The following is a 16785-nucleotide window of genomic DNA, read 5'->3' on the forward strand; positions in this document are numbered from 1 at the left end:
AAAAATGAAAAGAAGTTGCGTTTATTCTATATTGTAAGGCACAATGTTAAAAGAGAAGTAAATGATAGGAGATGAAAGATATGGAATATCAATATCCAATTTCAATTGATTGGAGTACAGATGAAATTGTTGATGTTGTTCGCTTTTTTGAAGCAATTGAAAAAGCATATGAAAAAGGAATTTCACGTGAACAGCTTATGAGCACATATAGACGCTTTAAAGAAATTGTCCCAAGCAAATCAGAGGAAAAACAAATTTGCAATGAATTTGAAGAACAAAGTCATTATTCACCGTATCGAACGGTCAAAAAAGCAAAAGATGCACCAGAAGAAACTTTTATTCGTATGAGATAAAAAAGAAGAGCAATTTGCTCTTCTTTTTTAGATTGTATCTCCTAATTTATATAGAGGAAGTAGTGTTGTAAAGGCATCTTTAAACGTTTGGTCCCATTCATCTTTTGACATCTCTATAGCCTCTTTTTGTGGAATACGTAAACCACAAAGGATTTCTGCTTTTTTTATATTTTCTAAGCGGTCAAAGAGAGCTATTAAATCTTCTCTTGATAAATCCTCCATTGAGATAGTATCAGGCTTTGTATGGTCTTTTGACCAAACAAAATAAGCTGGGATCCTATTTTCGATTTCTTCAATATGTGTTTTTAAAACTTTTCCATACTCTGTTTTAATATCTGCTTCATAAATAACAGCAAACCAAATAAAGACGTGAGACTCAAAAAGTCCGATTTGGAAATGTGGATGTCTTTTATATCCGCGCTTATTTGCTGCAAAAGCAACCCACGTATCTTTCGGCGGATTGACAGAGCGTCTGGCGTGTTTTGCAACATGTGCAAACATTTCTTCCTGACATAGAGAAGATAGAAATGGAGCATATATTTCGCCTAAGCTTTCTAGCTTTGGACGTACTTGTTTTTTTAATTCGCCCATACGCTCATCAAGACCATCCACTGTAAAAACATTAAAGTCTTCTTTTGTAAATCTCTCAAATTTCATGGTGTACCTCCAGATGAATGTTTTTTTTAGAATAGGTGAGGGTAACTAATAAGTAATCATATCACAACTTAGATTGAACAATAGAAGTTAAAACCCTTAAAGCCTATTTTTAAAACTTTCTTACAAATGTAGTTACAAGATATAAATGTTCTACATACGATATAAAAATAATATATTCTGAATATTAAAACTTTTCGTCAAGCTTGTTATGTTAAGAGAGGGGGCTTCAACAATGAAGCAAGTAGTAAATATTCACAAAAAAACCGAATATACAAACCGTTTAGCAGTGTTGAGGATGGAACTTGATTATGAGCTTGCCACTTTGTACGAAGCAATGATTGAAGAAAATGAGGAACAAAAACTAAAAAGTAAACAAAAATTAGAAAAACTTCGCCAAGAACTATTGAAGTACAGCGAAAAAAAACAATAGTATGAGCGTTATAAAAAAATAAAACTTGTTTAGACTATACAGGTCTGTATAGTCTCTTGTTATGAAGGTTTTAGAATAACAACTATAAAAAAGGATGAAACTTGATTTGTGGCGCTGATTTTCATAAGCTACTTTTATAACTTAATTTTAGTTTGACTTTTAAGGGGGTTTGCAAAATGGAAGATTTTTGGGAAGATATTTATACATATGCTACATCATGGGTAAAAGAAGCGGGAGAAATGATTAAAGATTCGTTTAGTAAAGAGCTTCTTATTGAAACAAAATCAAATCCAAATGACCTTGTTACAAATATGGACAAAGATGTTGAAACGTTTTTATACGAAAAAATTCAAGAGACGTTTCCAACGCACCGTATTGTAGGAGAAGAGGGACATGGAACAGATGTTACATCAGCAGAAGGGATCTTATGGGTTATTGATCCTATTGACGGTACAATGAATTTTGTCCATCAGCAACGTAATTTTGCTATTTCCATTGGTATATTTGAAAATGGCGTAGGGAAAATTGGATTGATTTATGATGTTATGCATGATGAGCTTTATCATACAATTCGTGGAAACGGAGCCTATATGAATGATATAAAGCTTCCAATGCTTACTGAATCACCTGTAAAAGAAGCTATCCTTTCCCTAAATGCTACATGGGTAACAGATAATCACCGCATTGATCCAGCGGTTCTTTCTCCTCTTGTAAAAGATGTTAGAGGAACGAGATCATATGGTTCTGCTGCTCTAGAGCTTGCTTATATTGCCGCTGGACGTCTTGATGGGTATATAACGATGAGACTTGCTCCATGGGATTTTGCCGGTGGTCTTGTATTGATTGAAGAAGTAGGAGGAGTAGTTACTAATGTTTACGGAGAAGAACTTAATATTTTAGAAAAAAATAGTGTTTTTGCTGGTGAAAAAGCATTTCATAAAGAAGTCCTTCAAACGTACATTAATAAAAAGAGATAACTATGGAAAAACTGTCGTTTCGTTCATACACAAATGAAGACTTCCCGTTTTTTCAGCAGTTAGTTTTGGCAAGCAAAGAATGGGAAAGTGAAGAATGCTCCGTAGAGAATCTCCCTGTTTACTTAAGAAAATATGAAATGCTTCAAGGCCATTGGACGATATATGAACAAGATGGAGAAAAGGTAGGCCTCTCTTATAGCTTGCCTTGGGCACCATCAAATGAAAAACCTTGGCTTGGCACACTACTTGTCAAAGAATCACGAAGAGGACAAGGAATTGGAAAGGAAATTGTTACAAGAATTGCCGAGCATTTTCGGGGAAATCATAAAGCTTTTTTTTGTGCTTGTCCTGTTGAAAGAACAGGCTGGCTACAATTTCTGGCTTCGTGTGGCTTTGAGCAATTTAAAGTAGAAAAAAATGAGGAAGAAAAAGAATACGTTATTTTAGTTTATCCTCTTTAAAAAAAGCTATAAAAAGGACAAAACGTCCTTTTTATAGCTTTCCAGCTTCACGAAGTTTCTTTTTTGTCGTAAAACCAAGTCCAATAATAACAATAAGTGCAACAATACAACCAATTACTCCAACCATGCTACCTTCTCCGAGAAAAACCCCAATTAACATAATTGATAGCGTTCCCAAGATTGCATATAAAAGTAAACCCCATTTAATTGACTTCAACATAAACCCTCCCAAATGTCCTTCATATTGTGAAGAATATCTTAAGTGTACCGAAAAACCGAAAGCATTTCTAGTTTCTTTATGTTATAATATCCTAGGCATTAGCTTGATATGTGTGAAATTTGGATAAGCTAGTGAAGTATTTACACAAAAGTATGGGAGTTGAAGGGCTTGAACATTCGTCAAGACTTACGAAATATTGCAATTATTGCCCACGTAGACCATGGGAAAACAACACTTGTAGATCAGCTGTTACATCAATCTGGAACGTTTCGTGCTAACGAGCAAGTTCACGAACGTGCAATGGATTCAAATGATCTAGAACGTGAGCGAGGAATTACAATCCTAGCAAAAAATACGGGCATTCATTATAAAGATAAACGTATTAATATTTTAGATACACCAGGACATGCTGACTTCGGTGGAGAAGTAGAACGTATCATGAAAATGGTAGATGGCGTTCTTTTGGTTGTCGATGCTTATGAAGGGTGTATGCCTCAAACGCGTTTTGTACTTAAAAAAGCGCTAGAGCAAAATTTAACACCAATTGTTGTTGTAAACAAAATTGACCGTGACTTTGCTCGTCCAGCAGAAGTTGTGGACGAAGTAATCGATCTTTTAATCGAGCTTGATGCAACTGAAGAACAGCTTGAGTTTCCTGTTGTTTATGCATCAGCAATTAACGGAACGGCAAGCCGCAATCCTGAAAAGCAGGATGAGAACATGGAAAGCTTATTTGATGCTATCATTGAGCACATTCCAGCACCTGTTGATAACAGCGAAGAACCGCTACAGTTCCAGATTGCGATGCTTGACTACAACGACTATGTAGGCCGTATTGGAGTTGGACGCGTTTTCCGCGGAACAATGAAAGTTGGTCAACAAGTTGCACTTATGAAAGTTGACGGTTCTGTTAAACAGTTCCGTGTAACAAAAATGTTTGGTTTTATCGGATTAAAACGCGTTGAGATTGAAGAAGCAAAAGCAGGAGATTTAATCGCTGTATCTGGAATGGAAGATATCAACGTTGGAGAAACTGTTTGTCCTGTAGATCATCAGGAAGCACTTCCTGTTCTTCGTATTGATGAGCCAACTCTACAAATGACGTTCCTTGTGAACAACAGTCCTTTTGCTGGTAGAGAAGGTAAATTCGTAACAGCGCGTAAAATTGAAGAGCGCTTGATGTCAGAACTTGAAACAGACGTAAGTTTACGTGTTGATCCTACTGATTCTCCTGATGCTTGGGTTATTTCAGGACGCGGAGAGCTTCACCTTTCAATTTTAATTGAAAACATGCGTCGTCAAGGTTACGAACTTCAAGTATCAAAACCAGAAGTTATCATCAAAGATATTGATGGTGTTCGTTCTGAGCCTGTTGAGCGCGTACAAATCGACGTACCAGAAGAGTACACAGGTTCAATTATGGAATCAATGGGAGCTCGTAAAGGTGAAATGTTAGACATGACAAACAACGGCAATGGCCAAGTTCGTCTAATCTTCATGGTACCTTCTCGTGGTCTTATCGGTTATACAACGGAGTTTTTATCACTAACTCGCGGATACGGCATCATCAACCATAGCTTTGATAGCTATCAACCAATGCAAGCTGGCCAAGTTGGTGGACGTCGCCAAGGTGTGTTAGTATCAATGGAAACAGGTAAGGCTTCTTCATACGGAATTATGCAAGTTGAAGAACGTGGCGTAATTTTTGTTGAGCCAAATACAGAAGTTTATGAAGGTATGATTGTTGGAGAACATTCTCGTGAAAACGATCTTGTTGTTAATATTTCAAAAACGAAGCATGCAACAAACGTTCGTTCTGCAACAAAAGACCAAACAGTAACAATGAAAAAACCTCGTATTATGTCTCTTGAAGAATCATTAGAGTATCTAAACGAAGACGAATATTGTGAAATTACACCAGAATCTATTCGTCTACGTAAGAAGGTTCTAGATAAAAACGAGCGCGAAAAAGCAGCTAAAAAGAAAAAGCTTGCAAATAAATAAAGATAAGTGTGGCCTTAAAAGTTAATATTTAAAGGAGCGTGATTGATGATGGGTGTCAGTGAACGCCTTCAGTTTTTTGCGAAGCTTTTTAAAGTGGACGAAAACCCCGAAGCGGGCATGTGGTTATTGTACTTTACCATTCTTTTGCTAGCCGTTGTTGTATACAATTTAGGTTTTGCGCGAAAGCTACCTATCATCAAGAACGTGATCATTTATGCATTACTAGCTTTTGGCTGCACAATTCTTACATTTTTCGGAGCCTTTTTACCTGTAGCAGAAGGCTTGCTCATTGCAGCTATTGTGCTTGGTGTCTACAAAGTGCGTTTGCATCAAGCAAAGAAAAACGAACAAATGTAAAAAAGCGGGATAGCGTTGTTGGACGTTATCCTGTTTTTATAAGCAAAAACGTTGTTGAGGTGGAGAAATGAGAGTTCAATGCGTAATTTGTGATGTAATTGAAACAATTGATAACGAATTACCGTTAGCCAAAAAAATTAGAAATCGTCCTATTCATACATATATGTGTCAAACGTGTCATGACCGTATTACAAAGCGTACAGAAGAGCGAAAAGCAACGGGGAATTTTAAGCTTTATGAATCGAAAAAGGACGAAGATGAATGGTAAAAGTTTCAGATGTAAATGTAGTGTAAAAAAAGGGTGAATAAGTAAAGGAATTTTCTGAATTCTATTTTCATTTCTTCTAAAACACGTTATGATAAACATAATCTTTACTGATTGTTGTAAAGAGGTTGTAAGGCAACTATCAATCCTGTCAATGGAAGAGGTGGTAGAAATGTCAAACAGAAACGTAGCATGTACATTTACGATGAATTTTATAAAAGCAAATAAAAACGCTTAGTCTTTGCATGGAAAAAGACTAAGCGTTTTTATTATTCTTTATCTTGAAGTTCATTATTAGACTGATCGTTCTGTTCTTTTTGTAGTTCTCGCTGATTTTGTTCATTCAAGCGATCATTATTTGTATTTGTTTCATTCGGATGTTTTTGTCGTATTTCATTAGCCATTTCAGGTACAAAACGATCTACAATTGCTGCGAGTTCGTCGAGAACGCCTGTTACAGGACGTCCGTTTCTAATTTCTTGTGCCATCCCTTGCAAACGAGAGAACGTATCAGGATCAGCAATAACAACAGCATTTGCACCATTTGGGTCGTGTTTAAGACTTTCAGCAACAGCATACTTGATAGAACTTACTTCTGAACGATCAAGGTCACTTCCAACATCGATGCCAACAATAGCGTATCTTCCCACAACAATGGCTGTTGCACGTTCAACTTTCGGGACGTCTGTTGCAAGGTTTATCAGCCGTTGGGAGATAGCGTTATTTGATTGTTGTTCTTCAGGTTGGGGAGTTGTATTTTTTACTCGTACTAAATTATCATTGTTTCTTTCGTCGTTTGCTGCACTGTTATTTTGACAGCCTGTTAGAAATACTACAAGTAGTACAAGCCACATAAAGTATTTTTGCATACAGCAATCTCTCCTTTTATAGTGCGTAATATGGCGATGAGACCTTTTTAAAACTTCTTTGAACATATAGCTAGCATAGGAACAATGGCTTTTCTAAATTATTGTCTGTTCATTCTTCTATCTTTATGCATGGCTACATATAGTAAAAGAAGTAGAGGATTATTGTCATATTACATAGAAAGGTGAGAGTATCGGGTGCTTATTCTTCAAAGAAGACAAATGGAGGGGGCAAAAACCTTTGAAAAAGATTTATGTGTTAGATACGAACGTACTATTACAAGATCCACACTCTATTTTCTCTTTTAAAGATAATGAAGTCGTTATTCCAGCTGTTGTACTGGAAGAAGTCGATTCTAAAAAGAGATATATGGATGAAGTAGGGAGAAATGCCAGACAAGTATCTAAACTTATCGATGGTTTTCGTCAGCATGGCCGACTTCATGAGAAAATTCCGTTAGAAAATGGGGGTTCACTGCGGATTGAGCTTAATCATCGGTCATTTCATCAACTTCAAGAAGTATTTGTAGAGAAAACAAACGACAATCGCATTCTTGCAGTCGCAAAAAATCTCTCTCTTGAGGAAGAAACAAAAGAAGAAGGAAGACAGGTTATCCTTGTTAGTAAAGATACGCTTGTACGTGTCAAAGCAGATGCGATTGGTCTTTTAGCAGAGGACTTTTTAAGCGACCGAGTTGTCGAAGTAAACCACCTTTACTCCGGTTTTCTTGATCTTTACATTCCCAAAGACGAGCTTAATCGTTTTTACGAACAAGGTGAGCTTAGCTTATCACAGTGGGCAAATCATCCGTTCTATCCACATCAATTTGTTGTGATGAAAGACGCATTTGGAGGCTCTGGTTCTGCTGTTGGGATTGTTGATTCAACAGGAGAGAAAGTGAAAAAGTTATTGTTTGATTATGAGCATATTTGGGGAGTGAAACCGAGAAACGTTCAGCAGACAATGGCGCTTGAACTTTTGCTCCGAGATGATATACCACTTATTACCCTTATTGGTAAAGCAGGAACAGGTAAAACGCTTTTAGCATTGGCATCAGGTCTTATGCAAACAGAAGATTTGGGGTATTATAAGAAATTGCTTGTTGCTAGACCAATTGTTCCAGTAGGGAAAGATTTAGGGTTTCTACCAGGAGAAAAACAAGAAAAGCTCAGACCATGGATGCAGCCTATTTATGATAACTTGGAATATCTATTCAATACGAAAAAACCTGGGGAGCTTGACGCTATTTTAGCAGGAATGGGTTCTATCGAAGTAGAAGCTTTAACATATATAAGAGGAAGAAGTATTCCAGATCAGTTCATCATTATTGATGAAGCCCAAAACTTATCTAAACATGAAGTGAAAACGATTTTAACTCGTGTTGGAGAAGGAAGTAAGATTGTTCTTATGGGAGATCCTGCCCAAATTGATCATCCATATTTAGATGAATACAACAATGGATTAACGTACGTACTAGAAAGATTTAAAGAACAAAAAGTAGCCGGTCACGTGCAACTTGTGAAAGGAGAGCGTTCTGAACTCGCGCAGCTAGCTGCTGATCTTTTGTAAAATAAAACCGTTTCCTCATGTAGAGGAAACGGAGCTTAATTAACGAACTTGAAATTCTGTAATGTGTGTTGCTTCTGTTGTGCCATCGCTTTTTAGAAGATGAACAGGACCATCATCTTTAAGCGGTTTGCCATCTTTTGAAAAGGCTAACAAATAGCTATAGGCTTCTTCAAGCGGTACAATGACTTCACCCTTTTGAGTTATAACGGCAAGCTCACAGGCCTCACTGAGCGGCTCAGCATTTTTTAAAAAATGAGAAAGGTGAATAGCGAATGATCCTGTTAAAATACGTTCACGTTCGTATTTACGTTCAGATTTCAAAGTAGGAGGAGAAACGTTTCCTTCACTAATTTCACGAGACCACTGTCTTGCTGTTAATTCATTTGAATCGCTTTCATCATTTTGACTTTTAAGCGTTTGTCTTTCAACTTTGCGGTCATCAAAAATCCAGACGCTTGGATCTAATGTAATTGGATAAGATACTTTTCCTTTTAAGATGATAATATCATTCACTATGAAAAACTCCCTTTGTTTACAATAATTAATCTCCGCTCTTTTAGTATAAAGAACAAGAACAAAGCTGTCATCTTCAAATTGTAAATGTTCTTAATAAATCAACGCTCTTCGTTAGAAGCCTATTTTATGAATGTTAAAAGACTTTTATTTTTTAAAATTGTTCATCGTAATTTAGAATGAACCACTTGTTTTTTCTTGCAATTTAGTTCGTTTAACTGTATGATTTATAGATAGAATAGGAAATCGCTCGGGAACGGAGGGATTAATTTGACGCCTGAGGTTGCAGTAGATCATCGTGAAAGAGCATACGCACTGCTAAAGGCGGATGCGGAGAAGATTTTGAAGCTTATTCAAGTTCAAATGGATAACTTAACAATGCCGCAATGTCCTCTTTATGAAGAGGTTTTAGATACGCAAATGTTTGGCTTATCACGTGAAATTGACTTTGCGGTAAGACTTCATCTTATCGAGGAAGATAAGGGGAAGCAACTATTAGATCGCCTAGAACGTGAACTATCAGCCCTACATGAAGCCTTTACAAAAAAATAAGAAATATAAAAACTCAAACTTAGGCTCAGTCGGTTTGAGTTTTTATCATTTTACGTTATAAGAGGGCAATAATCCCTAGTTTCGTTCTCTCTCATTCAAAAGTAGGAGATTTCTTATTTCATACATAAAGGAATTTGTGCCTAAAAGGAAGAAAAGATAAAAATAAGAACTTTTTGTCTATAGTGCTCAACTTTCAAAAGGACAGGTTTTAGACTTACTTAGAAAGGGATATACCCTACACACATGCTGCACCTTACTTATAACACAGACAACTTTTTCATCTCAACGATGTTGAAGGGACGAGGGAAGAGACTATGTTTAAAAAGATGTTTCGAAACTATGACTATTCAATTATTATTGCGCTTGTTCTTCTGTGCTCAATTGGCCTTGTAATGGTTTACAGTGCAAGCGTGATTACGGCTGTCTCAAGATATGATTTTGCACCAGATCACTTCTATCAAAGGCAGAAACTCTCGTTGATTATTGGAGCGCTCGTGTTTTTTGTGACGATGATTGTTCCATATCAGCTTTATGCTCGCTTTATTAAAGGAATATTAGCGCTCGTCGTTGTTGGACTCTTTCTCGTGAGTTTATTTGGACATGTTTCGAACAATGCCGCAAGTTGGTTACGTTTTGGGGGCTTGAGTATTCAGCCTTCTGAATTTGTAAAACTCGCCATTGTTCTCTATTTGGCAATGGTGCTTGAAAAACGTCAGCCATATCTTAATGATTTTAAAAGAGCATTTACAGGACCGGTTTTAATCGTTATATTTTTAACCGGATTAATTGCTGTTCAACCGGATTTTGGGACAGCCATGATTGTATTAGGGATTGCTGCTGCTGTTCTTCTTTGTTCAGGTATTAATAAGTACACATTTAGAAAGTTTTTGGCTCTAGGGGTTGGGTGTATTCTTGTTATCCTGCCAATAGCTTGGATGACAGGCTATATCTCACCAACAAGAATTGCCCGTGTTACAACAATGTTAGATCCATTCAAAGATGCATCAGGAGAAGGGTTTCAGCTTGTTAATGCATATATAGCGATGGGCTCTGGAGGATTTTTTGGAGCTGGTCTTGGCCAAAGTGTGCAAAAGTACGGCTATCTCCCAGAATCACATACAGATGCCATTATTGCGATTATTGCAGAGGAATTAGGATTTGTTGGTGTAGCTACGGTCTTATTTCTTCTTGCATTTATTATTATTAAAACATTGCTTCTCGCTAAAAAATGTCAAGATGTATATGGAAGTTTAATTTGTATTGGTATTGCCACAACAATTGGAATTCAAGCCTTTTTCAATTTAGGTGGAATTACAGGTGTTATTCCCCTTACAGGTGTTCCACTCCCTTTTGTAAGCTACGGAGGAACATCAATTTTACTTTTACTAGCCTCAATGGGAATTGTTGTTAATATATCTATGTTTACAAATTATCGAAGTAAGAAAGCACAAGGAGAGGAATCCCCTTTGCGAGCTGTAGATTCAAAGGAAGAGAGCTCTTTTTGAAAAAAAAACAGTGAATAATATGTCGAAAAACCACGAAATGTAAGCGTACATCTTCGTGGTTTTTTGACATGTTATTCAGAAAATTTACACATAACCCTTGTGAGCATTAAAAAGTTCAAGTAATATATCTTCATATAGCAAATTTTTTGATGTAAAGTTTTTGATGTAAAGGGGAGAGGGTAAAATGAGCACAGTAACAAAAAATATTGGGAAAGTTTTAGTTGCAAACAGAGGAGAAATTGCAATTCGAATTTTTCGTGCTTGTACAGAGCTGAACATTCGAACGGTTGCAATTTACTCGAAAGAGGATACAGGATCCTTCCACAGATATAAAGCAGATGAAGCATATTTGGTTGGTGAGGGGAAAAAACCAATTGATGCTTATCTTGATATCGAAAATATTATTGAAATTGCTAAAGAACATAACGTCGATGCAATTCACCCAGGATATGGTTTCTTATCGGAAAATATCCAATTTGCAAGGCGCTGTGAAGAAGAAGGATTAACTTTTATTGGACCAAAAAGTAAACATTTAGATATGTTTGGAGATAAAGTAAAAGCTCGTCACCAAGCAGTAAGCGCTGGGATTCCTGTTATTCCAGGAACAGATGGTCCTGTTTCGTCACTAAGTGAAGTTGAAGAGTTTGGTGAAAAATACGGTTACCCATTGATGATTAAAGCATCTCTAGGTGGCGGTGGTCGTGGAATGAGAATTGTCCGCAGTCATTCAGGACTAAAGGAAGCTTATGATCGAGCAAAATCTGAAGCAAAAGCAGCATTTGGAAACGATGAAGTATATGTTGAGAAATGTATTGAAAATCCAAAGCATATTGAAGTGCAAATTCTTGGAGATCATGATGGAAACATCGTTCACTTGTATGAACGCGATTGCTCGATTCAGCGTCGCCATCAGAAAGTAGTGGAAGTTGCGCCAAGTTTATCGCTTGGTGAAGATCTTCGCCAAAGAATTTGTGACGCAGCGGTTAAACTGGCAAAGAATATCCAGTACATAAACGCTGGAACAGTTGAGTTTCTCGTAGCTGGGGACGAATTCTACTTCATTGAAGTAAATCCACGTGTACAAGTAGAGCATACAATTACAGAGATGATTACAGGAGTCGATATTGTACAATCTCAAATTCTAATTGCTGATGGGTATTCTTTACACGAAAATGCGATTGGAATACCGTTACAAGAAGATATTAAAACAAACGGCTATGCGATTCAATCTCGTGTAACAACAGAAGATCCACAAAACAATTTTATGCCTGATACAGGTAAAATTATGGCATATCGTTCAAGCGGTGGTTTTGGGGTTCGTTTAGATACAGGAAACAGTTTTCAAGGAGCCGTTATCACACCATACTATGATTCACTTCTTGTAAAAGTAACAACATGGGCTTTAACTTTTGAACAAGCTGCAGCTAAAATGGTTCGAAACTTAAAAGAATTCCGAATCCGTGGAATTAAAACAAACATTGCCTTTTTGGAAAATGTTGTAAAACATGAAAAGTTTTTAAAAGGAGATTATGATACATCATTTATTGATGCTTCTCCAGAGCTTTTTGTGTTTCCTAAACGAAAAGACCGTGGAACGAAAATGCTTTCTTATATCGGAAATGTCACAATTAACGGATTTCCTGGAATTGGAACGAAGAAAAAACCGGTTTTTGAAAAGCCACGTGTTCCAAAGATTTCAAGCAGTGAGCCATTTGTAGACGGAACTAAACAAATTTTAGATAAAGAAGGCGCAGAAGGACTTGTAGATTGGGTAAAACAACGAAAAGAAGTTCTTCTTACAGACACAACGTTCAGAGATGGCCATCAATCATTGCTAGCAACGCGCGTGCGTACACACGATTTGAAAAAAATTGCAGAACCAACATCGCGCTTACTTCCTGAACTATTTTCAATGGAAATGTGGGGAGGCGCTACATTTGATGTTGCTTACCGCTTCCTTAAGGAAGATCCATGGGATCGCTTAATTGAACTTCGTAAGCAAGCACCAAACGTACTATTTCAAATGCTTCTACGCGCATCAAATGCGGTTGGTTACAAAAACTACCCTGACAATGTTATTAAAGAGTTTGTAGAAAAGTCAGCACAAGCAGGGATTGATGTGTTCCGTATTTTTGATAGCTTGAACTGGGTTGATGGTATGCGTCTTGCAATCGACTCTGTTCGTGATACAGGTAAGATTGCAGAAGCGGCAATATGCTACACAGGAGACATTTCAGACCCAACTCGCCGTAAATATAACTTAAACTACTACACAGACTTAGCAAAAGAGCTACAGGAGTCAGGAGCCCATATTCTAGGCATTAAAGATATGGCAGGGTTATTGAAGCCTCAATCAGCATATGAACTTGTATCAGCTTTAAAAGATAAAATTGATATTCCAATTCACTTACACACGCATGATACAAGCGGAAACGGAATTTTCACATATGCGAAAGCTATTGAAGCAGGAGTCGATATTGTCGATGTAGCAGTAAGTTCAATGTCTGGTTTAACTTCACAGCCTAGTGCAAGCACGCTTTACTATGCGCTTGAAGGAACGGACAGAAAGCCTGGGGTAGCTGTTGAGAACCTTGAGAAGCTTGGACACTATTGGGAAGATGTTCGTAAGTATTACAGTGCATTTGAAAGTGGAATGAATGCTCCGCATACAGAAGTGTACGTTCATGAAATGCCTGGTGGACAATATAGCAATCTGCAGCAGCAAGCAAAAGGCGTTGGTCTTGGTGAGCGCTGGGATGAAGTAAAAGCTATGTATGCGCGCGTAAACGAGATGTTTGGAGATATCGTAAAAGTAACGCCTTCTTCAAAAATTGTTGGGGATATGGCACTTTATATGGTGCAAAATAACTTAACAGAAGATGATGTATATGACAGAGGAGAAACACTTGATTTTCCTGATTCTGTTGTTGAGTTTTTTGAAGGTTATCTTGGTCAGCCTCATGGTGGTTTTCCAAAAGAGCTTCAGCGCATCATTCTTAAAGGGCGTGAGCCAATCACAGTTCGTCCTGGTGAGCTGTTAAAACCAGCTGATTTTAAAGATATTCGCGATACCTTATTCCATAAGCTTAACAGACCTGTAACAAGCTTTGATGTTATCGCATCTGCTCTATATCCAAAAGTATTTCTAGATTATCAAAAAACGCTTGAACAGTTTGGTGATATGTCTGTATTAGATACGCCAACATTCCTTTATGGCATGCGTTTAGGAGAAGAAATTGAAGTGGAAATTGAGCGTGGTAAAACGCTTATTGTTAAGCTTGTATCAATTGGAGAGCCTGCAGCAGACGGAACGAGAGTCGTTTATTTTGAGCTTAACGGTCAGTCTCGTGAAGTTGTGATAAAAGATGAGAGTATTAAATCAACTGTTGCTGCTAAGGTTAAGGCAGATAGACAAAATCAGAACCATATTGGTGCTTCAATGCCAGGTACGGTTGTGAAAGTCCTTGTTGAAAAAGGAGAGAAAGTCTCAAAAGGTGATCATTTAATGATTACAGAGTCAATGAAGATGGAAACAACAGTACAAGCTCCGTTTGATGGTGTCATTACAGAGATTTATGCTAAAAACGGTGAAGGAATTAGCACGGGTGACTTATTAGCGGAAATTCAAAAATAAAAAAAAAGCGACGAGTTCTCTCGTCGCTTTTTTTATTATATACGTTTTTTCTTTTTATCTCGACTTGCTACCATTACTAAATAACTTAGAACACCGAATAGACAGCTAATAAATAATGAATGTGAAAGGGAGAAGAAAAGGCTTAGTTTTGTGTAGACAACAAGCACTCCCGACAATGCCTGCAAGCAAACAAGAACAAGTGATGCTAACCATCCATAATAAATGTTCTTTTGATCTTTATAATGTTTCGCAGCATGAATGAAAGCGATCAAAATAAGAACAAAAATAAGGCCAGCAGCCATTCTATGAGCCATTTGAACCCATTCATTAAATTGTGTTGGCATATTCGTTCCATAGCAGAACGGTACATCAGGGCAAGCAAGACTTGACTCTGTATGACGAACGAACGCTCCTGAATATACAACAATAAAACTATAGGCTAGTGTTCCATAAATAAATCCTCTCATTGGTTTGCGGATAGATACGTTATCAGCATCAAGTTTTTTATCTACTTCAAAAATTAATAGAGTAAGAAGAAGAACAGAAGCAAATGAAACAAGAGAAACACCAAAGTGTAAAGCCATAATGATATCTGATTGTCCCCAAACTACTGCTCCTGCTCCAAGAAGTGCTTGTAGAATAAGGAACACAAGAGACATGATTGATAAGAACTTTGTTTCACGAATATGTCCAATTGCAATCCATGACCAAATACATAAAGCTAAGACGATAAAACCGCCCACTCCTGTTACTACACGGTGAGCAAGCTCAATGATAAGCTCAGGAGTAATATTACTTGGAATAAGCTCTCCGTGGCAAAGTGGCCAAGAACGGCCACAGCCCATGCCAGACCCGGTCTTTGTTACGAGTGCCCCACCTAATAAAATAAACAACATCGCAAGTGTTGTAATAACAGATAATACTTTTAAACCGCGTTGCAAATTATTCACCATCCTCATTGTCAATAGCATCTTTTGTTAAGTATGTTGTTGTGAAATGTTATAAAGGCGCTTCTTTATCCTATCATAAATTCTTTTATGAAAAAGACAAGAAAAAAGGAAGAGGTGCAGGAAAAAAAACGTTTACCACAGAAATGTAAACTTATAGAAAATAGCTAACTTTTAACATGAAAGCGCTGCAATTTGTGGTATGCTAAGAGAAAAGTATTAAAAACTCTCCAAGATTACGCTTGAGATTAGTCCTTTCACATATTCCATATCCATTTTAGAGGTTTTTATAGAAAACAATCAACAAGAGAATAAGAGATTTGTTTGTTTGACATAAAAAGTCCATATTTTTTTCATATTTCTTTCACAATTATTGATAGAACCGCACTAATCAACTTCCAATGTTAAAAATACTAAATTAGGCTCATATGTTTATAACCTAGAGCAAGATACACCTCTGTATAGCCTGAAGTAGCTTTATGAGAGTCAAAAGGGGGGAGAGGAAATGGATTATTCCACAGAATCCGTATCATTGCCACCGCAGAATCCAGAAATTAAAACAACAGTTTGGCAAGAGTTTTTAACTGTTATTAAAATTGGCATCGTAAACTCAAGTATGCTCACTACATTTACAGGTTTTTGGCTTTCCCTCAAGTTTAATGAAAAACCTTTTACTGAGCATCTAGATCTTGCTTTCTTCACCCTAGTAGGTTCAGCATTTATTATTGCGGGATCTTGTAGCTTAAATAATTATATTGATCGCGATATTGATCCTCTTATGAAAAGTAAACAAACAAGACCAACTGTTACAGGTCGATTTCATCCTTTAACTGTATTACTTATTGGACTTGGATTGACAGCAACAGGACTTTTTATGCTGTTAGCTGCTCATGTTATAGCCGCTCTTATTGGAGTAGTCGGCATTTTTACATACATTTTTTTCTACACCATGTGGTCGAAACGCCGCTATACAACAAATACGATTATTGGGAGTATTTCAGGAGCTGTTCCTCCGTTAATAGGATGGGGAGCTGTTGATCCTACATTAAGTCTTGAAGCCTGGATTCTCTTTTTGATTTTATTCATTTGGCAGCCTCCCCATTTCTTTGCACTTGCCATTTTGCGAGCTGAAGAGTATAGAGCTGCTAAAGTTCCAATGTTACCTGTTGTTTATGGTAATCCACTAACAAAGCGACAAATGATTGTATGGATAACTTGTTTAATTCCGCTACCCTTTTATCTTTATGAGTTAGGCATAACATTCGTTGTTATTGCATCTATTTTAACAATAGGTTGGCTCTTAGTAGGGGTAAGTTTATATTGGAAATTAAAAACTGAAAAATGGGCTAGAATCATGTTTGTTTATTCTGTTAACTATGTCACGTTTCTTTTTATAAGTATGATTTTAGCTAGCTTCTTTACTTAATTTGTTTCTTCTTTACTTTTTATATAGAAGAATAGGAAGCGTTTTTGT

General features: G+C 37.0%; 17 protein-coding genes. 12 read left to right on the forward strand and 5 right to left on the reverse strand.

The features are described from left to right. Positions 1–80: 80 nt before the first annotated feature. Positions 81–353: a UPF0223 family protein gene (locus tag ACK3CR_RS12150; RefSeq protein WP_019393001.1), complete on the forward strand. Its 273-nt coding sequence runs from the start codon at positions 81–83 to the stop codon at positions 351–353. 27 nt (positions 354–380) lie between these two features. Here the strand turns inward: ACK3CR_RS12150 and ACK3CR_RS12155 are convergent, their stop codons facing one another. Next, positions 381–1010, reverse strand: a complete 630-nt coding sequence (locus tag ACK3CR_RS12155; protein WP_488975490.1) for a YktB family protein — start codon at positions 1008–1010, stop codon at positions 381–383. Between the two features lie 232 nt (positions 1011–1242). Between ACK3CR_RS12155 and ACK3CR_RS12160 the strand changes: the two genes are divergently transcribed. The 3 genes from ACK3CR_RS12160 (at position 1243) to ACK3CR_RS12170 (ending at position 2878) form a co-directional block, all read left to right on the forward strand. Next, on the forward strand, positions 1243–1440 hold the full coding sequence (locus ACK3CR_RS12160; RefSeq protein ID WP_243513776.1) for a hypothetical protein: 198 nt from the start codon (positions 1243–1245) through the stop codon (positions 1438–1440). A gap of 176 nt (positions 1441–1616) precedes the next feature. Beyond that, the gene (locus ACK3CR_RS12165; RefSeq protein WP_328123381.1) at positions 1617–2417 is read left to right on the forward strand and encodes an inositol monophosphatase family protein; all 801 of its coding nucleotides are present in this window, start codon (positions 1617–1619) and stop codon (positions 2415–2417) included. Between the two features lie 2 nt (positions 2418–2419). Next, positions 2420–2878, forward strand: coding sequence for a GNAT family N-acetyltransferase (locus tag ACK3CR_RS12170; protein ID WP_328123383.1), 459 nt, complete (start codon positions 2420–2422; stop codon positions 2876–2878). Positions 2879–2909: 31 nt separating this feature from the next. On the opposite strand, the gene ACK3CR_RS12175 is transcribed toward ACK3CR_RS12170, so the two are convergent. Then, positions 2910–3098, reverse strand: a complete 189-nt coding sequence (locus ACK3CR_RS12175; RefSeq protein ID WP_410914315.1) for a YlaF family protein — start codon at positions 3096–3098, stop codon at positions 2910–2912. Between the two features lie 168 nt (positions 3099–3266). Here ACK3CR_RS12175 and typA point away from each other — a divergent pair, with 168 nt between their 5' ends. The 3 genes from typA (at position 3267) to ACK3CR_RS12190 (ending at position 5727) form a co-directional block, all read left to right on the forward strand. Then, positions 3267–5102, forward strand: a complete 1836-nt coding sequence (gene typA / locus ACK3CR_RS12180; protein ID WP_040058264.1) for a translational GTPase TypA — start codon at positions 3267–3269, stop codon at positions 5100–5102. Between the two features lie 48 nt (positions 5103–5150). Continuing rightward, positions 5151–5459, forward strand: a complete 309-nt coding sequence (locus ACK3CR_RS12185) for a YlaH-like family protein (protein ID WP_026009607.1) — start codon at positions 5151–5153, stop codon at positions 5457–5459. Between the two features lie 67 nt (positions 5460–5526). Further along, positions 5527–5727: a YlaI family protein gene (locus tag ACK3CR_RS12190; RefSeq protein WP_061803554.1), complete on the forward strand. Its 201-nt coding sequence runs from the start codon at positions 5527–5529 to the stop codon at positions 5725–5727. A gap of 266 nt (positions 5728–5993) precedes the next feature. Here the strand turns inward: ACK3CR_RS12190 and ACK3CR_RS12195 are convergent, their stop codons facing one another. Then, the gene (locus ACK3CR_RS12195) at positions 5994–6593 is read right to left on the reverse strand and encodes a YhcN/YlaJ family sporulation lipoprotein (protein WP_243513766.1); all 600 of its coding nucleotides are present in this window, start codon (positions 6591–6593) and stop codon (positions 5994–5996) included. A gap of 238 nt (positions 6594–6831) precedes the next feature. Between ACK3CR_RS12195 and ACK3CR_RS12200 the strand changes: the two genes are divergently transcribed. Beyond that, positions 6832–8160 carry a PhoH family protein gene (locus tag ACK3CR_RS12200; protein WP_061803556.1) on the forward strand — a complete coding sequence of 443 codons (1329 nt, stop codon included), beginning with the start codon at positions 6832–6834 and terminating at the stop codon, positions 8158–8160. A 39-nt stretch (positions 8161–8199) separates the two neighbouring features. Here ACK3CR_RS12200 and ACK3CR_RS12205 read toward each other — a convergent pair whose 3' ends face one another. Then, entirely contained in the window at positions 8200–8673 is a 474-nt protein-coding gene (locus ACK3CR_RS12205; RefSeq protein WP_243513763.1) for a peptidyl-prolyl cis-trans isomerase, read from the reverse strand. A 270-nt stretch (positions 8674–8943) separates the two neighbouring features. Here ACK3CR_RS12205 and ACK3CR_RS12210 point away from each other — a divergent pair, with 270 nt between their 5' ends. From ACK3CR_RS12210 to pyc, 3 genes are all read left to right on the forward strand, one after another. Continuing rightward, positions 8944–9225, forward strand: a complete 282-nt coding sequence (locus ACK3CR_RS12210; protein ID WP_019393013.1) for an Fpa/YlaN family protein — start codon at positions 8944–8946, stop codon at positions 9223–9225. Positions 9226–9539: 314 nt separating this feature from the next. Continuing rightward, the gene (locus ACK3CR_RS12215) at positions 9540–10730 is read left to right on the forward strand and encodes an FtsW/RodA/SpoVE family cell cycle protein (RefSeq protein ID WP_328123388.1); all 1191 of its coding nucleotides are present in this window, start codon (positions 9540–9542) and stop codon (positions 10728–10730) included. Between the two features lie 184 nt (positions 10731–10914). Continuing rightward, positions 10915–14364, forward strand: coding sequence for a pyruvate carboxylase (gene pyc, locus ACK3CR_RS12220; RefSeq protein ID WP_243513759.1), 3450 nt, complete (start codon positions 10915–10917; stop codon positions 14362–14364). 35 nt (positions 14365–14399) lie between these two features. On the opposite strand, the gene ACK3CR_RS12225 is transcribed toward pyc, so the two are convergent. After that, a complete protein-coding gene (locus tag ACK3CR_RS12225; protein ID WP_243513758.1) occupies positions 14400–15305 on the reverse strand; it encodes a COX15/CtaA family protein in 906 nt (301 codons plus the stop codon). A 511-nt stretch (positions 15306–15816) separates the two neighbouring features. On the opposite strand from ACK3CR_RS12225, the gene cyoE reads away from it, so the two are divergent. Continuing rightward, on the forward strand, positions 15817–16737 hold the full coding sequence (gene cyoE, locus ACK3CR_RS12230) for a heme o synthase (RefSeq protein WP_243513756.1): 921 nt from the start codon (positions 15817–15819) through the stop codon (positions 16735–16737). The last annotated feature ends 48 nt before the right edge of the window (positions 16738–16785 follow it).

The organism is Priestia sp. TRM10, assembly GCF_057808375.1.

Coding starts and splice junctions, on each gene's coding strand:
- ACK3CR_RS12165 (WP_328123381.1), top strand. CDS start 1,617: ATGGAAGATTTTTGGGAAGATATTTATACATATGCTACATCATGGGTA.
- ACK3CR_RS12185 (WP_026009607.1), top strand. CDS start 5,151: ATGGGTGTCAGTGAACGCCTTCAGTTTTTTGCGAAGCTTTTTAAAGTG.
- ACK3CR_RS12175 (WP_410914315.1), bottom strand. CDS start 3,098: ATGTTGAAGTCAATTAAATGGGGTTTACTTTTATATGCAATCTTGGGA.
- ACK3CR_RS12160 (WP_243513776.1), top strand. CDS start 1,243: ATGAAGCAAGTAGTAAATATTCACAAAAAAACCGAATATACAAACCGT.
- ACK3CR_RS12155 (WP_488975490.1), bottom strand. CDS start 1,010: ATGAAATTTGAGAGATTTACAAAAGAAGACTTTAATGTTTTTACAGTG.
- ACK3CR_RS12195 (WP_243513766.1), bottom strand. CDS start 6,593: ATGCAAAAATACTTTATGTGGCTTGTACTACTTGTAGTATTTCTAACA.
- pyc (WP_243513759.1), top strand. CDS start 10,915: ATGAGCACAGTAACAAAAAATATTGGGAAAGTTTTAGTTGCAAACAGA.
- ACK3CR_RS12190 (WP_061803554.1), top strand. CDS start 5,527: ATGAGAGTTCAATGCGTAATTTGTGATGTAATTGAAACAATTGATAAC.
- ACK3CR_RS12170 (WP_328123383.1), top strand. CDS start 2,420: ATGGAAAAACTGTCGTTTCGTTCATACACAAATGAAGACTTCCCGTTT.
- ACK3CR_RS12215 (WP_328123388.1), top strand. CDS start 9,540: ATGTTTAAAAAGATGTTTCGAAACTATGACTATTCAATTATTATTGCG.
- ACK3CR_RS12150 (WP_019393001.1), top strand. CDS start 81: ATGGAATATCAATATCCAATTTCAATTGATTGGAGTACAGATGAAATT.
- cyoE (WP_243513756.1), top strand. CDS start 15,817: ATGGATTATTCCACAGAATCCGTATCATTGCCACCGCAGAATCCAGAA.